The organism is Pedococcus cremeus, assembly GCF_900111375.1.
Lineage (GTDB): Bacteria > Actinomycetota > Actinomycetes > Actinomycetales > Dermatophilaceae > Pedococcus_A > Pedococcus_A cremeus.
In genome coordinates this window covers 302,783-321,941 of record NZ_FOHB01000002.1, presented here as the reverse complement: position 1 = coordinate 321,941, position 19,159 = coordinate 302,783, and the positions used below count along the sequence as shown (strand labels likewise).

General features: G+C 72.7%; 15 protein-coding genes. 7 read left to right on the top strand and 8 right to left on the bottom strand.

The window, feature by feature from the left end:
• Window positions 1–76: 76 nt before the first annotated feature.
• Both BMW78_RS05085 and BMW78_RS05080 read right to left on the bottom strand, forming a co-directional pair.
• Complete coding sequence (locus BMW78_RS05085) at window positions 77–826, bottom strand: alpha/beta fold hydrolase (protein WP_245735668.1); 750 nt, start codon at window positions 824–826, stop codon at window positions 77–79.
• Between the two features lie 193 nt (window positions 827–1,019).
• Window positions 1,020–2,207: an acetyl-CoA acetyltransferase gene (locus BMW78_RS05080; RefSeq protein ID WP_091757053.1), complete on the bottom strand. Its 1,188-nt coding sequence runs from the start codon at window positions 2,205–2,207 to the stop codon at window positions 1,020–1,022.
• A gap of 207 nt (window positions 2,208–2,414) precedes the next feature.
• Here BMW78_RS05080 and BMW78_RS05075 point away from each other — a divergent pair, with 207 nt between their 5' ends.
• The gene (locus BMW78_RS05075) at window positions 2,415–3,965 is read left to right on the top strand and encodes an AMP-binding protein (protein WP_177180275.1); all 1,551 of its coding nucleotides are present in this window, start codon (window positions 2,415–2,417) and stop codon (window positions 3,963–3,965) included.
• Here BMW78_RS05075 and BMW78_RS05070 read toward each other — a convergent pair.
• Complete coding sequence (locus tag BMW78_RS05070) at window positions 3,925–6,102, bottom strand: phage holin family protein (protein ID WP_218144233.1); 2,178 nt, start codon at window positions 6,100–6,102, stop codon at window positions 3,925–3,927. The genes BMW78_RS05075 and BMW78_RS05070 overlap by 41 nt on opposite strands.
• Window positions 6,103–6,271: 169 nt before the next feature.
• On the opposite strand from BMW78_RS05070, the gene BMW78_RS05065 reads away from it, so the two are divergent.
• On the top strand, window positions 6,272–7,414 hold the full coding sequence (locus BMW78_RS05065) for a glutathione-independent formaldehyde dehydrogenase (protein WP_091757049.1): 1,143 nt from the start codon (window positions 6,272–6,274) through the stop codon (window positions 7,412–7,414).
• Window positions 7,415–7,473: 59 nt separating this feature from the next.
• Here the strand turns inward: BMW78_RS05065 and BMW78_RS05060 are convergent, their stop codons facing one another.
• Window positions 7,474–7,662 (bottom strand): hypothetical protein, encoded by a 189-nt coding sequence (locus tag BMW78_RS05060; protein WP_091757047.1) that lies wholly within the window; start codon window positions 7,660–7,662, stop codon window positions 7,474–7,476.
• Entirely contained in the window at window positions 7,659–8,531 is an 873-nt protein-coding gene (locus BMW78_RS05055) for an aldo/keto reductase (protein ID WP_091757044.1), read from the bottom strand. Before BMW78_RS05055 ends, BMW78_RS05060 begins: the two co-directional genes overlap by 4 nt.
• Before the next feature lie 169 nt (window positions 8,532–8,700).
• Between BMW78_RS05055 and BMW78_RS05050 the strand changes: the two genes are divergently transcribed.
• The gene (locus BMW78_RS05050; RefSeq protein WP_143056150.1) at window positions 8,701–9,414 is read left to right on the top strand and encodes a hypothetical protein; all 714 of its coding nucleotides are present in this window, start codon (window positions 8,701–8,703) and stop codon (window positions 9,412–9,414) included.
• Window positions 9,415–9,418: 4 nt separating this feature from the next.
• Here BMW78_RS05050 and BMW78_RS05045 read toward each other — a convergent pair whose 3' ends face one another.
• Window positions 9,419–9,706, bottom strand: a complete 288-nt coding sequence (locus BMW78_RS05045; RefSeq protein WP_091757409.1) for a DUF3072 domain-containing protein — start codon at window positions 9,704–9,706, stop codon at window positions 9,419–9,421.
• Between the two features lie 93 nt (window positions 9,707–9,799).
• On the opposite strand from BMW78_RS05045, the gene BMW78_RS05040 reads away from it, so the two are divergent.
• Entirely contained in the window at window positions 9,800–11,377 is a 1,578-nt protein-coding gene (locus BMW78_RS05040) for an Hsp70 family protein (RefSeq protein WP_091757040.1), read from the top strand.
• Between the two features lie 45 nt (window positions 11,378–11,422).
• Here BMW78_RS05040 and BMW78_RS05035 read toward each other — a convergent pair whose 3' ends face one another.
• Complete coding sequence (locus tag BMW78_RS05035) at window positions 11,423–11,911, bottom strand: DUF1269 domain-containing protein (protein ID WP_091757039.1); 489 nt, start codon at window positions 11,909–11,911, stop codon at window positions 11,423–11,425.
• A gap of 170 nt (window positions 11,912–12,081) precedes the next feature.
• On the opposite strand from BMW78_RS05035, the gene BMW78_RS05030 reads away from it, so the two are divergent.
• From BMW78_RS05030 to katG, 3 genes are all read left to right on the top strand, one after another.
• Window positions 12,082–12,444 (top strand): cupin domain-containing protein, encoded by a 363-nt coding sequence (locus BMW78_RS05030; RefSeq protein WP_091757037.1) that lies wholly within the window; start codon window positions 12,082–12,084, stop codon window positions 12,442–12,444.
• Window positions 12,445–12,542: 98 nt separating this feature from the next.
• Window positions 12,543–12,968: a Fur family transcriptional regulator gene (locus BMW78_RS05025; protein ID WP_091757036.1), complete on the top strand. Its 426-nt coding sequence runs from the start codon at window positions 12,543–12,545 to the stop codon at window positions 12,966–12,968.
• Window positions 12,969–13,011: 43 nt separating this feature from the next.
• Window positions 13,012–15,300 carry a catalase/peroxidase HPI gene (gene katG / locus BMW78_RS05020; RefSeq protein ID WP_091757034.1) on the top strand — a complete coding sequence of 763 codons (2,289 nt, stop codon included), beginning with the start codon at window positions 13,012–13,014 and terminating at the stop codon, window positions 15,298–15,300.
• Window positions 15,301–15,372: 72 nt separating this feature from the next.
• Here katG and BMW78_RS05015 read toward each other — a convergent pair whose 3' ends face one another.
• Window positions 15,373–19,029: an ABC transporter substrate-binding protein gene (locus BMW78_RS05015; RefSeq protein ID WP_091757032.1), complete on the bottom strand. Its 3,657-nt coding sequence runs from the start codon at window positions 19,027–19,029 to the stop codon at window positions 15,373–15,375.
• Window positions 19,030–19,159 lie beyond the last annotated feature (130 nt).

Here is a 19,159-nt window from a genome sequence, read left to right as displayed (position 1 = left end):
CTCGGTGGGGTACTTTGCGGCGGCCGGCCCGAGGGGTGCCAGGTGGCGCGCTGACTGCGCCGTGAGGCTTCGCCGCTCAGTCCGGTCGCGGGATCTCCAGCAGCCGGGCACGGCCGGGCTGAGTCGGGTCGTCGACGATCTCCTCGCCGTCCAGCCACGCGCCGATGACGTGCGCGAGCTCCCCGGGGTGGCTGAAGTTGATGGCGTGGGCAGCGCCCTCGACCAGCACGACGCTGACGTGCCGGGGCGCCTGGCGGCCCACCTCGCGGACCCGCGCGGGTCGGGGCATCAGCGGGTCCCGGCTGCCCAGCACCGCCAGTGCAGGCACCGGTGTCGCCAACAGCCGCTCGAGCGAGGGGAACCGGGTGAGCTCGCTGAACAGCCGGAAGGCGTTCACCGGCCCGAAGTGCAGGTAGTCGGGCACCGCGACCCGAGCCATGCGCGGACTCTCACGCACGGCATCCACGGCCAGCTGCACGAGCGCCCTCGACAGCGGCTGGTTCTGGATGCCGCCAGCAGGCGACACCAGCACGAGGCGGTGCACCCGCTCCGGCGCCGCGTGGGCGACCTCCAGGCTGATGGGACAGCCCATCGAGTTGCCGACGAGCACGACCTTCTCGAGGCCCAACGCGTCGATGGTGCCCAGCAGCGCCTCGGCCAGCGCAGGGATACCCAGCACGTGCTCGCGCCGCTCGCTGCGCCCGTAGCCCGGCAGGTCCGGTACGACGTTGACGGCGCGGGTGGCGAGGAGCCGCGCCGTGGGCACGAGGTAGCTGCCCGAGATGCCGAACCCGTGCACGTGCACGATCGGGACCGGTGCGTCCACGCCGGGGACCGCATCGGCCTCGCGCACCAACTGGCGGTAGTACACAGAGCCCCGGCCACCGTCACGGTGCCCTCGGTCAAGCCGTCAGACTTTTCCATGTGGTCGATGGTCGCAGCGGCCGACGGCAGGTCCACCGTCCCGGCGCGGATGAGGTCCTCCTCCCGGTAGGCCCGTCCCACCGCCGACCGGGGCGTCAGACGGCCTCGAGCACGCTCACGTAGTTCGCCACGGCAAGACCGCCCATGTTGTGCACCGCAGCCCGTCGGGCCCCCGGAAGCTGCATCTCCCCCGCGGTGCCGGTGAGCTGCATGGCTGCCAGCACGTGCTGGGAGACACCGGTGGCCCCCACCGGGTGGCCCTTGGCCTTCAGGCCACCCGAGAGGTTGACCGGCAGGCGGCCGTCGCGCTCGACCCAGCCCTCCTCGATGGCGCGGCGTCCCTCGCCACGAGGCGCGAGCCCCATCACCTCGTAGAGCACCAGCTCGGCGATCGTGAAGCAGTCGTGCACCTCGGCGAGGTCGAGGTCGTCGAGGGTGACCCCGGCCATCGTCATGGCCCGCTGCCAGGCGGCGACGCTGCCGGCGAACTCCAGCGGGTCGCGCCTGGCCGCGGGCAGGAAGTCGTTGGCGTGATCGAAGCCGGCCAGCCGCACCGGGTCCGTCGCGGCACCCGCCGTGGGTCGGGTCGAGAGCACCACGGCCGCCGCGCCGTCCGACACGGGCGAGCAGTCGGTGCGGCGCAGCGGCTCGGCGACCACGGGGTTCTTGTCCGACACCGTCTGGCAGAACTCCACCCCCAGGTCCTTGCGCAGCTGGGCGTAGGGGTTGCGGACGCCGTTGCGGTGGTTCTTGGCCGCGATGAGCCCGAGGGTGTCGCCCACCGGCCCGTAGCGCTTCTCGTAGTGGCGGGCGACCTCGGCGAAGATGCCCGCGAAGCCGGTGCTCGACGGTGTGCCGGCCAGCTCGTAGTCGGCGCCCAGCAGCGCGGCGCCCACCACGTCGGCCGACGCATGGGTCATCTTCTCGGCGCCCACCACGAGCACAGTGCGCGCCGTGCCCGCCAGCAGCGCCTTGACTCCCTGCTGGAACGCAGCCGAACCGGAGGCGCAGGCGTTCTCGACCCGGGTGGCCGGGGTGTTCGCGAGCGCGTCGGAGACCTGCAGCACCAGCGACGAGGGGAAGGCGAGCGGCACCATGCCGGCGTTGAACTGGCCGAGGTAGACCTCGTCGACGTCGCCCGGCTCGACTCCGGCGTTCTCGAGGGCCTCCGTCGCCACCGCCACGATGAGCGACTCCAGCGTCTCGTCGGACAGCTTCCCGAACGGCGAGTGCCCCCAGCCGGTCAGCAGCACGTCGGTGCCGAGCTCCTCACGCACTCCCATGGTCACTCCTTCGTCGTGTTGGTCCCGCACGGAGGTCCCGCACGGAGGTGCCGCACGGCACCGGGCCGTCGGGCGGCCGTGGCGGGACAGGCCTCCCACGCTAGCCACCCATGACGACGAGGCCATGGTGCGCGGGCACGAACGGTCGGCCCAGGAGTGGGGCCGGCACACACGGCATACCCGGTCGTGCTCTGGTGTGGTGGCCCGGTGTACGAGCACAGGGACGACTACCGGCGCTGGGTGCTGCCCGAGGTCCTCGAGGCGCAGGCCGACGCGCGTGGCGACCAGACCTTCCTCACCGTCATCGGGGAGGGCAGCCTGACGTATGCCGCGGCGGCGCGGCAGGCGCGCCAGGTCGCCGCCCACTGCGCCCGGCTGGGAGTGGCACCCGGCGACGCCGTCGCCGTGCTCCTGCCGAACGGGCTCGACTTCGTGCGGCTCTGGCTCGGGCTGGGCCGGATCGGGGCCGTCATCGTGCCGGTCAACACCGGGCTGCGCGGCGACTTCCTGGCCCACCAGCTGCGCGACTGCGGCGCCAGGGTGGTCGTCACCGTGGGCGAGGCAACCCATGCCGTGGCAGAGGTGCTGCCGGAGCTGCCCGCGCTGGAGGTGCTCGACCTCGCGGGGTGGGAGCAGGCCCCCGGCTACGACGGACCGCTGCCGGCCGCGTCCGACACCGCGTGCCTGATGTACACCTCCGGCACCACCGGCCCGTCCAAGGGCGTCCTCATGCCCCACGCCCACTGCTACCTCTTCGGGCTCGGCAGCATCGAGGGGCTCGGGGTCACCGACGCCGACCGCTACTACGTGTCGATGCCGCTGTTCCACGCCAACGGCCTGTTCATGCAGCTCTACGCCACCCTCATCGCCGGTGCGTCAGCGGTGCTCCGCCCGCGCTTCAGCGCCTCCTCGTGGCTGTCGGACATCCGCGAGCACGGGTGCACGGTCACCAACCTGCTGGGGGCGATGTCGCAGTTCGTGGTCGCCCAGCCGGCGCGCCCCGACGACCGGGAGCACGCGCTGCGCGTCATCTGCCCGGTGCCGAACCCGCCCTCGCACGAACGGGCCTGGCGCGAGCGGTTCGGCATCACCGAGGTCGTCTCGGCCTACGGCATGACGGAGGTCAACATCCCGCTCTACGGCCGGCTCGGCGCGTCGCGACCGGGCACCGCCGGCCTGGTGCTCGACCGGTGGTTCGACGTCACGGTCCGCGACCCGGAGACCGACGACCTGCTGCCCCCGGGCGAGGTCGGCGAGATCATGGTGCGACCCAAGGTGCCCTTCGGCTTCATGACCGGGTACGCCGGGCTGCCGGACGCGACCGTCGCCGCATGGCGGAACTTCTGGTTCCACACCGGCGACTCCGGGGTGATGGACGACGACGGCTGGGTCACCTTCGTCGACCGCACGAAGGACTGCATCCGCCGGCGCGGCGAGAACATCTCCTCCTTCGAGGTGGAGAGCGCGATCGCCCGGCTCGACGGCGTCGCCGAGGTGGCGGCGTATGCCGTGCCGGCCGGTGCCGAGGGCACCGAGGACGAGGTGATGCTGGCGGTCGTGCCGGCACCCGGGGCCCGGCTCGAGCCGGCGGACGTCGCCGCCCATGCCGACCGGGTGCTGCCGCGCTTCGCCCGGCCCCGCTACGTCGAGGTGGTGGACGCGCTGCCGAAGACCCCCACGCAGAAGGTGCGCAAGCAGGAGCTGCGCACCCGCGCGGTCACGGCGTCGACGTGGGACCGGGAGGGACACCGCGGCTGACGGCGGCAGGCTCCTCCAGCCGCGCCCGGTGGCCGAGCCCGCGCAGCCACTGCACCAGCTGGTGGTGCACGGCGTCGGCGCCCTCCAGCGGCACGTCCTGGTCGAGGGGCCACGCAGCCGGGTGGACCAGCACGCCCTCGGTCTGCCAGCCGCCCAGCCCGCCGTGGTTGCCGACCAGCTCCTCGTAGGCGGCAACCTCGTCGGTGCCGGGGTAGAGCGGGCTGTTGACGACCAGGTCGCCGACGTGGGCCAGCCGGGCGTGGCGGCGCACCTCCCGGACGGCCTTTTCACCGAAGGGCGCCAGCGGGTCGCGCCCCTCGACGCGGTCCTCGTCGAGGAACCGCGTGCCGTCGCGCCCCAGCACGAGGTCTCCGTGGCGTTCGGACCGCACCACGACGTAGCCGATGCCGGGGTGGGAGACGAGCGCCGCCACCAGCCCCGGGTGTTCGGCGTCGAGCTGCTCCAGGGTCATGCGGCCGGGGAAGCGGGTCAGCCACACCATGGCGAGGTTTCCCGACGCGATCACCACCACGTCGCCCTTCCCCTGGGGGCCGGCACCGGCAGCCGTCTCGACCGAGGAGGAGCTGTCCTCCAGGTGCACCTCGTCGCCCACCGACCGTTCACGCGTCGCCCGTCGGACCGCCTTGGCCGTGAGCCCCTTCTCCTGCCCCACCGACGACAGCAGGGTGTTGGCCGGACCAGCCGTCTCCCCCACCCCGGTGGCCGCGGTGACGGTGCCCTCACGCCCGGCCAGGAGGTCGCGCACCAGCTCCTCCAGGGTCTGGCCGTGCCGCTGTCGGAAGGTCGCCCCCTGGCTCTGTCCGTGGTCGGAGAGCACCACGAACTGGTACGGCCGGGGCGCCTGCTCGGCCGCCGTCTCCAGCACCCCGATCAGGTGGTCGAGCCCGGCCAGGGAGGCCAGCGACTCGGGCCGGGTCGGCCCGGCGTGGTGGGCGATCTCGTCGTAGTCGGTGAAGTCGCAGTAGATGGACGACCGCCCGGCCATCATCTGCTCGACGATCAGGGCGGCATTGACGTCGCGGAGCAGCACGTTGGTCACGGCGCGCAGCAGCACGTAGGACCCGTGCCGGTCGATGCGCGGCTCCACCGAACGACGCCGCTGGCGCCGGCCCTGGTGGCGCTCCTTGACCATCTCGCCCACGGACAGCACCAGAGAGCGCGACAGCCCGTACGGGTTGATGAAGTAGGTGGCGTACCCGCGCGACGGTCCGTGCCGGACGGCCCGGTCGCTCACCGCGCTCATCGTCAGCAGGGTCGTCGAGGCGTCGCCGCTGAAGATGTTCGAGATGCTCGCCCCGTCGTCGGCGAGCAGGCCGTGCCCGTCCGTCAGCCGCTCCTGGATGACCTGCGCGTCGCGGGGGTGGTTGGCCACGAGCAGCCGCCCCGCCTCCTTCTCGTACCAGCGGAAGGCCGGGATCTCGCCGCTGGCGCCGTGCAGGAGCCCGGCCTGGCTGGCCGGGGTGGTCGACGGCAGCTGGACGTGCCAGGTCCTGGGCGTGTGCGTGCCCGAGCGCACCCACCGGCTCAGGGTGGGCAGGTCGCCGCTGCGCAGCGCCCACTGCAGCAGCGGTGCCGACAGCCCGTCGATCTGGACGAAGACCACGCCCGGCACCGTCGTCGGGGTGGCGGCCGCGCGCACGTGCTGTGTCTGCCGGAGCAGGTTGCTGAGGAAGGCGGTGTCGTCACCGGCCGACACCAGCCAGTTGGCCACGTTGACGAGCAGGGAGAACAGCCACGACGCCCAGAACGCGTCCCAGAAGCCGTCGACGGTGATGCCCGGCGCCAGGGTGAGCGCGCCGTAGAAGAGCAGCGCCTCCGCGAAGACGCTGGCCACGAGCACGCCGACCCAGCCGACCACCAGCGCGAGCGAGGTCACCAGCGGGCGCAGGACGGCGGTGAGCACGCCGAGCACGGCGGCCGCCACGAGCACGTCGAGCCGGGCAGCCGCGCTGACCCCCGGCATGACCCAGATGGTCAGCGACAGCAGCAGCCACGACAGGACCAGGCTCGCCAGGAGCCGCCACACCTCGCCCCAGCTGCTCAGCCGGCGGCCGCGCAGCAGGCGCCAGCCGGTCGCCGTGCGCGACGGCCGCGTACGCGCGTGGTTGCTGTCCACGGTCCCGATCGTGACGGTCCTGCAGGGTCCTCACCCCATCCCCCACGGATGAACGCGTCCACGCGGCATACCGCCTCTGCGTCAGCGGGTGCTGCCTGCGGCGGGCTGAGATGCGACTGCCCCGGCGTCGGCTGAGGATGGCAGGACCGCACCCAACGAAAGGATCCTCATGAAGGCCGTCGTCTACCGCGGACCCCACTCCGTCTCCGTCGAGGACGTGGCGGAACCCACCATCGAGGCGCCGACCGACGCGGTCGTGCGCATCACCACCACCAACATCTGCGGCTCGGACCTGCACATGTACGAGGGCCGCACCTCCGTCGAGGAGGGCAAGGTCCTCGGCCACGAGAACATGGGCGTCGTCGAGGAGGTCGGGCCCGGCGTCACCCGCGTCAAGGTCGGCGACCGCGTCTCCGTGCCGTTCAACATCGCCTGCGGCTCCTGCCGCAACTGCACCACCGGCTGGACCTCGTTCTGCACGCGCACCAACCCCACCGAGGGCGTCGACGGCGGCGCCTACGGCTACGCCAACATGGGCCCGTATGCCGGTGGGCAGGCCGAGCTGCTCCGCGTCCCCTTCGCAGACTTCAACCTCCTCGAGCTGCCGGAGGGCGAGGAGTACGAGAACGACTTCACGATGCTCTCGGACATCTTCCCCACCGGCTGGCACGGCGTGGAGCTCTCCGGCTTCCAGCCCGGCGACCGCGTGGCGGTGTTCGGCGGCGGCCCGGTCGGGCTGATGGCCGCGCACAGCGCCATGATCCGCGGCGCGACGGAGGTGTTCGTGGTCGACCAGCAGCCCGACCGCCTGAAGCTGGCGGAGTCGATCGGAGCCACGCCCGTCGACTTCAGCAGGGGCGACCCGGCCGAGCAGCTCCTCGACGCCACGCATGGCATCGGCGTCGACCGAGGGGTGGAGGCCGTCGGCTACCAGGCCCACGACCACAGCGGCGAGGAGCACCCCGAGCTGGTGCTCGACAACCTGGTCAGGAGCGTGCGCACCACCGGTGGCATCGGGGTGGTCGGCGTCTACGTTCCCGAGGACCCCGGCGCCAGGGACGAGGGGGCCAAGGAGGGCAGGATCGGCTGGCAGTACGGCCAGTTCTTCACCAAGGGCCAGAGCATGGGCACCGGGCAGGCGCCGGTGAAGCGCTACAACCGGCAGCTGCGCGACCTCATCATCGCGGGCCGTGCGACGCCGTCGTTCATCGTCTCCCACGAGCTGCCGCTCACCGAGGCGGTGTCCGGCTACCAGCACTTCGACCGTCGCGACGACGGCTGGACCAAGGTCCTGCTGCGCCCCGCCGGCTGACCCACCGACCGCAGAACGCGCCGACCCCGGCCGCCTTCCGGCGGCCGGGGTCGTCGTCGTCAGGTGCGCTTGCGCCCGCCCAGGACGGCCAGCAGGAGGCCCAGCAGGGCGACCAGCGGGCCGACCACGGCCCAGAACGTCACCCCGGTCATGGGACTGCCGCCGACGTAGCCCAGCCCCTGCAGGGTCCACAGGGCACCGACGAGCAGCAGCACGACGCCCAGCGCGAGGGCCAAGCCACGGTTCACGGGGCGAGCGTAGCGCCGTTCAGCTTCTCGAGGTCCTCGGCACTGAGCTCGAGCTCGGCGGCCTGCGCCGAGTCCTGGATGGAGGTGGGCCGTGAGGCACCCGGGATCGGGATGACCACGTCGGCGAGGGAGAGCTCCCACGCCAGGGTGACCTGCTGCGGGCTGACCCCGTGGCGCTTCGCGACCTCGGCGAACTCCGCGTGCTTGGTCCCGAGCTCCGCCGCGTTGGAGATGCCGCCGAGCGGGCTCCACGGCAGGAACGCGATGCCGAGCCCCGCGCAGTGGTCGAGCTCCTCGCGGCTGGAGAGGAAGGCCGGCGAGAACTGGTTCTGCACCGAGACCAGCCGTCCGCCGAGGACCTCGTTGGCCTCGTCGATCTGGGCCACCGAGGCGTTGGAGATGCCGGCGCGCACGATGACGCCCTCCTCCAGCAGCTCCACCAGTGCGCCGACCGACTCGGCGTACGGCACCTTCGGGTCGGGGCGGTGGTACTGGTACAGGCCGATGGCCTCGACCCCGAGCCGCCGTGCGGAGTCCCTGGCCGCCTGCTTGAGGTAGGCCGGGTCACCGTTCTGGGTCCACGAGCCGTCGCCCGGGCGCAGGTGGCCGCCCTTGGTGGCGACCACGACGCCGGAGGTGTCGCCGCCCCACGACCTCAGGGCCTTGGCGATGAGCTCCTCGTTGTGGCCGACCTCGTCGGCGTGCTGGTGGTAGGCGTCCGCGGTGTCGATGAGCGTGACACCGGCGTCCAGGGCGGCGTGGATCGTCGCCACCGAGCGGTCCTCGTCGGGCCGTCCCTCGATCGACATCGGCATGCCGCCGAGGCCGATGCTGCCGACCTTGAGGTCACCGATGATGCGCTGCTTCATGTCTTCACTCCTGTTCGTCGGGTTCGAGGTCGTCGTGAGGGCAAAGTCCGTGGCCGTCCCAGATGTTCCCGATTCTCCCGATCTGTCGCACTTCTTCTGATGTGTCGCGGCCACGCGGCGAGGACCTTTGGCACTCCCCACCGCCGCGTGCCGCGCCGAGCGTGGAGACATGGCGGACGTGGGGAGGACGCCGGGGGGTCGGCGCTTCGGCGTGGCAACCGCGGTCACGGTGGTCGTGGCCGTGGTCATCTCCGCCGCTCTCGCCGTGACGACGCCACCCCGCTCGGGCCCGTACTGCAGCACCGGCTGCCTCACGAGGCCGTGGACCGACGCGGCGTCGTTCGTGCCGCGCGACTACTGGTGGATGTACGCCATGCTCGTACTCCTGCTCGCCGCGGTCGCCCTGGCCGTCACGGTCCACGGCCTGGCCGCCGACGGGCGGGCGATGGCCAGCCACACGGGTGTGCTGCTCGGCACGGCGGCGACGACCCTGCTGGTGGCGGACTACGGCATACAGCTCGCGGTGGTGCAGCCGGCCCTGCTGGCCGGCGAGGGCGGTGACCTCGTGCTGTGGTCGCAGTACAACCCCCACGGGCTCTTCATCGCCCTCGAGGACGTGGGGTATGCCGTGTGGGGCCTGGCGTTCGTGCTGCTGGGCTCGGCGCTGGCCGGCAGGCGCCGAGGGGTGGCAGGCGCCGCCGGGTGGACGCTGCTGGCAGGCGGCGCCCTGACGCTCGTGGCGCTGGTCGCCTGCGCGCTGGCCTACCGGTCCGCGCTGGGGTACCGCTTCGAGGTCACCGCCCTCGCCCTGACGTGGCTGACCCTCGGTGCCTCGGCGGTGCTGGTGGCCGTCGACCTCAGGCGCACCGCGCCGCGCCGCTGACCGGTCAGCCGGGCTGGCCGGTGCTGCGGCGCAGCCGGTCGATGTGCTCGGACGCCTCGGCCTTGCTCAGGTCGGCCGGCAGCTCCTCGCCGGCCTGCCGCGCCAGCGTGTCGAGGTAGCTGCGCTGGGCCGGGGTCATCGGGTCGTCCCCGCTGACCCACTCGCTCGGGTCCTTCTCCAGTGACGCGTCGGCCTGCGGCTCGGAGGCCCCGAGGGTCTCCTGCTGCTCCTCCACCGAGGTGTCCCCCTCGGCCGCCCGGCCGTTGTCCTGCTGCGGAGTCTGCTGAGTCATGACGGCCACGCTATGCCGGGTCGCCGACAGGTGCCTCGTCCAACGACCGGCCCTCGAGTCGGCCGCCCGCCGCCTCCGCCTAGCCTTGGGCGCATGGACCTGGGCCTCGATTTCGGCACCACGCACACCGTCGTCGCCCTCTCGGACCGCGGCAACTACCCCGTCGTGGCGTTCGACGACGAGCTCGGCGACGCGCACGACCACTTCCCGACGGTGGTGGCCGACGACGCGGGCACCCTGGTCTTCGGCTTCGCGGCCCTGGAGGCCGCACGGCGCGGCGCCCCCCTCGTGCGGTCGTTCAAGCGCACCCTGGCCGAGCCGAGCGCCAGCCCCGAGACGGTGCTGCGCGTCGGGAGCCGCGACGTCCGGCTGCTGGAGGTGCTGACCGGCTTCTTCGGCGCGCTGCGTGAGGCGCTGGCGACCGCGTCCAGCGCCCAGGGGATGCTCGACCCCGCCGGCGCGCCCCGCACCGTGCTGGGCGTCCCGGCCCAGGCCAACAGCGCCCAGCGGTTCCTCACCCTGGAGGCGTGCCGCCGGGCCGGCTTCGACGTCGTCGGCATGGTCAACGAGCCGTCCGCGGCCAGCTTCGAGTTCGCCCACCGCCAGGCACGGTCGATCACCTCGCGGCGCAACCTCGTCATCGTCTACGACCTCGGCGGCGGGACCTTCGACGCCTCACTGGTGCAGCTCGAGGGCACGGCGCACGAGGTGCTGGACTCGTTCGGCGTCAACCGGCTGGGCGGTGAGGACTTCGACGAGGTGCTCGCCACGGTCGCGCTCGAGCAGGCGGGGCGGACCCGCCGCCAGCTCTCCGACCGCCAGTGGGCGACGCTGCTCGACGAGTGCCGCGAGGCCAAGGAACGGGTCAGCCCGCAGTCGCGCCGGCTGAGCATCGAGGTGCCGGGCGACGAGGCCGAGGTGGTCACCGTGGCGGTCGACGACTTCTACACCGCCGCAACGCCGCTCGTCGACGCGACCACCGAGGCGATCGAGCCCCTGGTGAGCAGCCTCGGCACGGCCGGCGACGACGCCGCCGACCTCGAGGGGGTTGCCGGCATCTACATCGTGGGCGGCGCGAGCGCCCTTCCCCTGGTGCCACGCCTGCTGCGGGCGCGGTTCGGCCGGCGGGTGCACCGCGCGCCGCTGCCCAGCGCCTCGACCGCCGTGGGCCTGGCCATCGCCGCCGACCGCACCGCCGGGTTCACCCTCCGCGACCGGCTCTCGCGCGGCTTCGGCGTCTTCCGCGAGCGCGAGGGTGGCGCCGCGGTCTCCTTCGACCCCGTGCTCGACCGGTCGCTGCTCACCGCCGAGGTCGTGGGTGCGCCGTCGGACGCCGAACCGGTGGTCGTCACCCGCCGGTACCAGGCCGCCCACAACATCGGCTGGTTCCGCTTCGTGGAGTACTCCGGCGTCGACGACCAGGGCGAGCCGCGCGGCGACCTCGCCCCGGTCGCAGAGATCGTCTTCCCCTTCGACCCGGACCTGCAGGCCCGGTCGACGGCCGGCACCGACCCCGCCTCGGCGGCGGAGGCGCTGCGCGGCACGCCCATCGTGCGGCAGGCCGGGCCGGTCGTCGAGGAGCGCTACACCGTCGACCCGGCGGGCATCGTCTCGGTCACCATCACCGACACGGGCACCGGCTACCGGCAGGAGCACGTGCTCCAGGCGTGAGCTCGGGCCGACCTGGTGGGGCTCGGTCCGGCGCGGGCCGAGCGGTCAGCGGCCGCCGAAGGTGTCCAGCAGCACGGTGCGCTCGGCGTCGGTCAGGTTGGTCGCGATCAGCTTCTTCGACAGACCGTGGAAGCGCTCCCCCAGCCGGTCGAGGTCGCCGGCCTCGGTCACCACGAACAGGGCCGAGGTGCCTTCGGTCACCTCGGTGCGGATGGTCTGGAGCTGCTCCTTGGTGATGCCGGTGTCCTCGGTGGCCTTGGCCAGCGCCCCGATCGCCGCTCCGGCGACGCCACCCACGACGGGCACGAAGAACAAGGCCCCGACCAGGACTCCCCAGAAGGCGCCCAAGCCGGTGCCGCGCACCGTCTCGTCGTGGCTGTGCCTCGTCGTCGGTCGGGCCTCCCCCGGGGGCCAGGACACGACGGCGTGGTCGAGGATCTTCACCATCCCCTCGGAGGCGGCCCGGGTGAGCACCTGGGCGGCGCGGTCCGCGCCGTCCGGGGAATCGAACTTCCACACCGTGAAGGCGGTCATCTGCACTCCTTGCGTCGACGGGCGGCGCCGCCCCCGGTCTGCGTCTCGCACGATACGCCCCGGGAAGCGGGCGGCATACGGCCCTTGGTCCCTGACGCGAAACCACCCGCTCGAGCCATCGGCCGGCGTGGCCGCGGCGCCTAGCCTCGAGGTGAGCGGAGGAGGCAGAGATGGCCGGACTCGAGTCCAAGAGCTTCGACAGTCCCGAGGAGGTGCGTCCCTTCACGGACAAGGGGGCCGCCGAGGTGGTGAGCCTGGCGGACAGCACCGTCCTGCGGGGCCGCTTCGAACCGGGGTGGCGCTGGTCGGAGCACGTCGCCCCGATCGCCGGCACGGAGGTGTGCCAGTCGCCCCACCTCCTCTACGTGCTGTCCGGGCGCATGCACCTGCGCATGGACGACGGCACCGAGGGCGAGGTGGGACCGGGCGATGCGGCCCGGATCGAGCCCGGCCACGATGCCTGGGTCGTGGGCGAGGAGGCTTGTGTGGTGGTCGACTTCGGGGCATCACCGTCCTACGCCCAGCGGCGGTAGCTCCGTTTCGTCGGCAAGACCCCCCAGGGCCACTCGCCGACGTGGGACACGGGCCATCACTTCTTGATTCATTCCAGATAATCGGCAAGACTGCAGGCGTGACCACCACCTCGGACTTCGAGCGCCGGCTGCGTGCCGCGGACCTGCGGGTCACGCGCCCGCGGCTGGCCGTGATGGCCGCGGTGGAGTCCCACCCCCACGCCGACACCGACACGCTGATAGGCGCCGTGCGCGCCGAGCTGCCGACGGTGTCGCACCAGGCCGTCTACGACGTCCTGCGCGCGCTGAGCCTGGCCGGGCTGGTGCGCCGCATCCAGCCGTCCGGCTCCGTGGCCCGCTACGAGTCGCGCGTCGGCGACAACCACCACCACGTGGTGTGCCGTGGGTGCGGAGCCATCGCCGACGTCGACTGCGCCGTCGGCCACACCCCGTGCCTCACCGCCTCGGACGACCACGGCTTCACGGTCGACGAGGCGGAGGTCGTCTACTGGGGCACCTGCCCCGACTGCGCCGCCCAGGCCTGACACCCCCGACCATGACCGCAACGCCAGCCGGAAGGAAGCACGCATGACCCAGAGCCATGACCCCAACGCCCCCGAGAGCCCGCAGGGTGTCGACCGCAAGGCCGAGGGCGGATGCCCCGTCATGCACGACTCCGCGACCGCGCAGGGCAGCGAGAGCGAGAACCCGGTCATCGCTCCCCCCGAGCCGAAGACCGGCGGACGGCCCCACAGCAACCGCGACTGGTGGCCCAACCAGCTGAACCTCCAGGTGCTGCACCAGCACTCCCCGCGCTCCAACCCGATGGGCGAGTCCTTCGACTACAGCGAGGAGTTCAAGAAGCTCGACGTCGAGGCGCTCAAGGCGGACCTCGTCGAGCTCATGACGAGCTCCCAGGACTGGTGGCCGGCCGACTTCGGTCACTACGGCGGCCTGATGATCCGGATGAGCTGGCACTCCGCCGGCACCTACCGCATCGCGGACGGCCGCGGCGGTGGCGGCGACGGCTCCCAGCGCTTCGCCCCCCTCAACAGCTGGCCCGACAACGTCAGCCTCGACAAGGCTCGTCGACTGCTGTGGCCGGTCAAGAAGAAGTACGGCAACAAGATCTCCTGGGCCGACCTCCTGGTGTTCGCCGGCAACGTGGCGCTGGAGTCCATGGGCTTCAAGACCTTCGGCTTCGGCTTCGGCCGTGAGGACATCTACGAGCCCGAGGAGATCTTCTGGGGCCCGGAGGACTCCTGGCTGGGCGACGAGCGCTACAGCGGCGAGCGCGAGCTCACCGGCCCGCTCGGTGCCGTGCAGATGGGTCTCATCTACGTCAACCCCGAGGGCCCCAACGGCAACCCTGACCCGCTGGCCTCGGCCCGCGACATCCGCGAGACGTTCCGCCGCATGGCGATGAACGACGAGGAGACCGTCGCCCTCATCGCCGGTGGGCACACCTTCGGCAAGACCCACGGCGCCGGGCCGGCCGACAACGTCGGCCCCGAGCCCGAGGCCGCCCCGCTCGAGGAGATGGGCCTGGGCTGGAAGTCGACCTACGGCTCCGGCAAGGGTGACGACACCATCACCTCGGGCCTCGAGGTCACCTGGACCTACCACCCGACCCGCTGGGACAACGAGTTCTTCCACATCCTCTACGCCTACGACTGGGAGCTCATGGAGTCGCCCGCCGGGGCGAAGCAGTGGCGCCCGAAGAACGGCGGCGGCTCCGACATGGTGCCCGGTGCCCACGACCCGTCGAAGCGTCGTGAGCCGCGCATGCTGACCTCCGACCTGGCGCTGCGGTTCGACCCGGAGTACGACAAGATCTCGCGCCGCTTCCTCGAGAACCCCGACCAGTTCGCGGAGGCCTTCGCCAAGGCCTGGTACAAGCTGCTGCACCGCGACATGGGCCCGGTCTCCCGCTACCTCGGCCCGTGGGTGCCCGAGCCGCAGATCTGGCAGGACCCGGTGCCGGCGGTCGACCACGAGCTGGCCTCCGACGAGGACGTCGCCGCCCTCGAGGCGAAGGTCCTCGAGTCGGGCCTGACCGTCCAGCAGCTGGTCCGCACCGCGTGGTCGTCGGCCGCGTCGTTCCGCGGCACCGACAAGCGCGGTGGCGCCAACGGCGCCCGCATCCGGCTCGAGCCGCAGCGCAGCTGGGAGTCCAACGAGCCGGCCGAGCTTGCCACCGTGTTGCGGGCGCTCGAGGGCATCCAGCAGGACTTCAACGCCGCGCAGACCGGCGGGAAGAGGATCTCGCTGGCCGACCTCATCGTGCTGGCCGGCGGCGCGGCCGTGGAGAAGGCGGCCCGTGACGCCGGCGTGGAGGTGACCGTGCCGTTCCACCCGGGACGCACCGACGCCTCGCAGGAGGAGACCGACGTCGAGTCGTTCACGGTCCTCGAGCCGCGCGCGGACGGGTTCCGCAACTACCTGCGCGCCGGTGAGAAGCTCCCGCCGGAGACGCTGCTGCTCGACCGGGCCAACATGCTGGCCCTGAGCGCTCCCGAGATGACGGTGCTCGTGGGCGGGATGCGGGCGCTCGGCGCCACCTATGCCGGCTCGCAGCACGGCGTCTTCACCGACCGCCCCGGCGTCCTGAGCAACGACTTCTTCGTCACCCTGCTCGACATGGGCACCGAGTGGAAGGTGTCCAAGGACAGCGAGAACGTCTACGAGGGCCGCGACCGCGCCACCGGCGAGGTCGTGCGCACGGCCACGGCCGTCGACCTCGTCTTCGGCTCGAACTCGCAGCTGCGTGCGCTGGCCGAGGTGTATGCCGCGGACGACGCCGGCGAGAAGTTCGTCCAGGACTTCGTGGACGCCTGGGTGAAGGTCATGGAGCTCGACCGGTTCGACCTGCGCTGACGTCCACCGTCACCTGACGCGCTCGGCGGGCCCCGGTCACCCTCGTGGTGGCCGGGGCCCTTCCGCGTTCCGTCAGGGTCCGTCGTCGCGCTGGGCGTCCACGACGAGGTCGGCGAAGTTGGCGGAGGTCTTGCCGAACTCCCACCACCCGTGGACGTGGGGCTTGACCACCCACATGCTGCGCGCGTAGACGAGCGGGATGCAGCCCACCCGGTCGGCGACCACCATCCGGTCCGCCTGGTGGAACAGCTCCAGCCGTCCTCGGTCGCTGCGCTCCTGCCGGGCCCGCTCGATGACCTCGTCGAAGGGTGCGTGGCTGAAGCCGCCCTCGTTGGTGCGGCTGTCGCTCTGGAACAGCAGGCGCAGGTAGTACTCGGGGTCGGGGTACCCCGGTAGCCAGCCCGTCATCACGATCGGCGCGGCCTCCCACGGCGGACGGAAGCGCAGCAGCTCGACCGGGGTCCAGTCGTAGATCTCCACGTCGAGGCCGAGCGTCTCCCGCCAGGACTCCACGACCGGCGCGACGAGCGACCGGTTCTCCTCGAGCACCGCCAGCCGGAGGGGCCCCGCCGGTCCCGCTCGTGCCAGGTGCTCGCGGGCCAGGTCGGGGTCGAAGCGGAGGGCGATGTCGGGGGTGTGGCCCTGCAGCGCAGGCGGCACGACCCCTCCGGTGGCCACCATCATGTTCACGGGCATGGCTGCGGCGAGCCGCTCACGGTCCACGGCCAGGGCCAGCGCGCGCCGGAGGTCGAGCTTCGAGGTGTCGGGGTGGGAGTGGTCGAACGACAGGTAGCCCGACCACGCCGCCGGCCCCAGGGTCGCGTCGGGGGTGTCGGCCGGCATCAGGTCCGCCAGGCGCGGCGTGTACCGGACCGCGATCACCTCGAGCTCGTCGCGCCGGTACGCCGCCAGCGACCGCTGCGCGGGCGCTCGGCGGAACTCGACCCGTGCCACGTTTCCCCTGCGGGGAGCCTCGCCCTGCCGCCGTTCCAGCACCACCGTGTCGTCGCAGAGCTGCACGACGCGGAAGGCGCCGCTCACCACCTGCTCGACGGTCCAGCTGTCACCGGCCGCCTCGATGGCGTGGCGCGGCTGCGGCCCGCTGTCGGGCCGGTTCATCACGCTCATGAAGTACGGCGCCGGCGCCGCCAGGCGGAACTCGACGGTGCGGTCGTCCAGCGCCCGCACCCCGATCGCAGACGGGTCGTGGGAGCGGCGCAGGTAGTGGTCCTGCCCGTTCTCGAGCACGAAGTAGATGGCGACGGAGGAGCCCGGCGCCTCGGGGTCGAGCACCCGCTTGATGCCGAACTCGACGTCGTGCGCGGTGAGCGGATGGCCATCGGACCAGCGCAGCCCCTCGCGGAGGTGGAACACGTAGCGCAGGCCGTCGTCGGCGATCTCCCAGCGCTCGGCGAGGGACGGCACGATCGTGCGCTCGGGCCAGGCCTCCACCAGCCGGTCGAAGAGCTGCATGCACAGCTGGATGTTGGGCCAGGCGATCGCCGACCTCGGGTCGGGGTCGTTGGGCAGGAAGCTGCCCCCGATCCGCAGGGTCGCGCCACCGTTGTCGCCGATGGGCGCGGGCAAGGGCTCCGGTGCGTCCCAGCGCTCGAAGGCCCGTTGGTAGGCCGCGTTGGACTCGGCGAACCGCAGGCTCATGTGCAGGGCCAGCGCGAGCTTGAAGAGCACCAGCGCGGTCTCCCTGCGCTCGCCCCGACGTTCGAGGATCGGCAGCAGCACCCGGTAGTGGGCGATGGCCTCGTCGAGGGCGTACTCCTGGCGGGCCCGGTCGCCGGCCCGCGTCAGGTGCCGTGCGGCCCGCTCCTCGTCGTCCGCCCCGAGCCAGTGGTGCGCCAGCAGGCCGGCGACCTCGTCCTCCCGGCCGGCGTACCGACGGCCGAGCCACTCGGCCGCCTTGCGGTGCAGCTGGTTGCGCTGGTCCCGCACCAGGGTCCGGTATGCCGCGTCCTGGATGAGCGCGTGCTTGAACCGGAACTCCGGTTCGGGCCAGCGACGCCTCTCCCGGACGAGGTCGAGTCGCTGGAGCTCGGCGAGGGCCGCCCGCACCTCCTCCGGGTCGCGGGGTGCGACGCCCTCGAGCAGCGGCAGGCCGAACCGCCGCCCCAGCACGGCGGCGGCCACCAAGGTCTCGTGGGCGACCGGGTCGAGCCGGTCGATGCGCGCGAGCACGACCTTCTCGACCGAGGCCGGGATCTGCACGGGCACGTCGTGGTCGAACCGCCAGCCGCCCGCTTCGTCGGGGACCAGGGCGCCGGCGTCCGTGAGCGACCGGACGATCTCCTCCAGGAAGAAGGGGTTGCCCTCCGCCGGCTCGAGGATCCTCCGCTCCATGTCGGGTGGCAGGGTCCCGGCTCCCACCAGGGTGTGCAGCAGTGCACGGCCGGCGTCACCGGTGAGGGCGTCGAGGGCGACCTCACGAACCCGGTGCGGCACCTCGCGCCCCACGTCCTCCTTGAGCCGCCAGGAGCCGTGGTCGCGCTCGGGCCGGGCGGTGACCAGCAGCAGGAGTGCCTCGGTGTCGGTGTCGGCGGCGAGCCGCCGGAGCAGCTCCAGCGACGTCGGGTCGGCCCAGTGCACGTCCTCCACGGCGAAGGCCACCGGCCCGTCTGCGGCGAGCCGCGCGGCCCAGGTGCGGACCACCTCGAAGGTGCGGTACTGCAGCGCCTCCGGCGACAGCTCCGCCAGGCGCGCCGCGTCGTCGGGGTCGGGCGTGAGGCCGAGCAGCGCACCGAGGTAGGGGCGGACCGCGGCGGCGTCGTCACCGAACAGGGCGTCGACCTGTCGGCGCAGCGTGACCCGCACCCGGAGCTCCGGCTCGTCGGCGACGACGCCGAGCCACGAGCGGAGCAGGTCGCGCACCGGCCAGTAGGGCAGGGACTCGCCGTAGGACACGCACCGGCCGATGTAGAACCGGGGGCGCCCGCGCGCCGGGTCGCCCGCGAGGAAGGCCGAGCGGATCTCCGCGAGCAGCCTGGTCTTCCCGATGCCCGGCTCGCCGGTCACGAAGAGCACACCGCCACTGCCGTCGAGCACCGCCTCGACGGCAGAGGCACCCACGGCCAGCTCGCGCTCGCGGCCCACCGTGGGAACCTCGACGCCGTCCATGCCGCGCCGGGTCGCCGGCTCGGAAGACACACCGAGCGCCTCGACCGCCGGGAACGGCCTGGCCTTGCCCTTCAGCTCGAGGGCGGCAGGTTCGCCCCACGCGAACGCGTGCAGGGCGAGCCGCTGGGTGTCGACGGCCACCAGCACCGACCCCGGGCGGGCTGCGGCCTGCAGCCGGGCGGCGGTGTTCATGGCGTCGCCGAGGGCGGTGTACTCCACCCGGCCGCCGGCGCCGACGTCCCCCACGACGACGAGCCCGGTGTTGACGCCGACCCGCACGGAGAACCCCTCGATGCCCCAGGCCTGCTCGACCTCGCGGCCGTAGCGGGTGATGTCCTCGACGATGCGCAGGCCGGCCCGCACCGCCCGCTCGGGGTCGTCCTCGTGGGCGACGGGGGCACCGAACAGGGCCAGCACGCCGTCGCCGGCGAGGTCCTTCACGGTGCCGCCGAAGGCCTCGACCGCCGCGATGACGCGGGTGACCGCTTCCTGCAGGACGAGCTTGAGCTCTTCGGGGTCGAGCCGTTCTCCGAGCGGCGTCGAGCCCACCACGTCGGCGAAGAGGGCCGTGACGACGCGGCGCTCCTCGCGGTGAGCGCTCATCCCGGCATGGTCCCACTGCGAGCCTCGGCAGGGAACGCATCGCCGGCGCAGCGCGGCATACGTCCCCTGCCGGGGCACGGGGGTCACACGTGAGCCCAGACGGGGGCCCGGAAAGGGCTCAGACGGGAGC

What these genes read in the sequence shown, in the direction of transcription:
- BMW78_RS05080 (WP_091757053.1), bottom strand. Translation starts at nt 2,207, where the DNA reads ATGGGAGTGCGTGAGGAGCTCGGCACCGACGTGCTGCTGACCGGCTGG.
- BMW78_RS05065 (WP_091757049.1), top strand. Translation starts at nt 6,272, where the DNA reads ATGAAGGCCGTCGTCTACCGCGGACCCCACTCCGTCTCCGTCGAGGAC.
- BMW78_RS05055 (WP_091757044.1), bottom strand. Translation starts at nt 8,531, where the DNA reads ATGAAGCAGCGCATCATCGGTGACCTCAAGGTCGGCAGCATCGGCCTC.
- BMW78_RS05050 (WP_143056150.1), top strand. Translation starts at nt 8,701, where the DNA reads ATGGCGGACGTGGGGAGGACGCCGGGGGGTCGGCGCTTCGGCGTGGCA.
- BMW78_RS05045 (WP_091757409.1), bottom strand. Translation starts at nt 9,706, where the DNA reads ATGACTCAGCAGACTCCGCAGCAGGACAACGGCCGGGCGGCCGAGGGG.
- BMW78_RS05040 (WP_091757040.1), top strand. Translation starts at nt 9,800, where the DNA reads ATGGACCTGGGCCTCGATTTCGGCACCACGCACACCGTCGTCGCCCTC.
- BMW78_RS05035 (WP_091757039.1), bottom strand. Translation starts at nt 11,911, where the DNA reads ATGACCGCCTTCACGGTGTGGAAGTTCGATTCCCCGGACGGCGCGGAC.
- BMW78_RS05030 (WP_091757037.1), top strand. Translation starts at nt 12,082, where the DNA reads ATGGCCGGACTCGAGTCCAAGAGCTTCGACAGTCCCGAGGAGGTGCGT.
- katG (WP_091757034.1), top strand. Translation starts at nt 13,012, where the DNA reads ATGACCCAGAGCCATGACCCCAACGCCCCCGAGAGCCCGCAGGGTGTC.
- BMW78_RS05015 (WP_091757032.1), bottom strand. Translation starts at nt 19,029, where the DNA reads ATGAGCGCTCACCGCGAGGAGCGCCGCGTCGTCACGGCCCTCTTCGCC.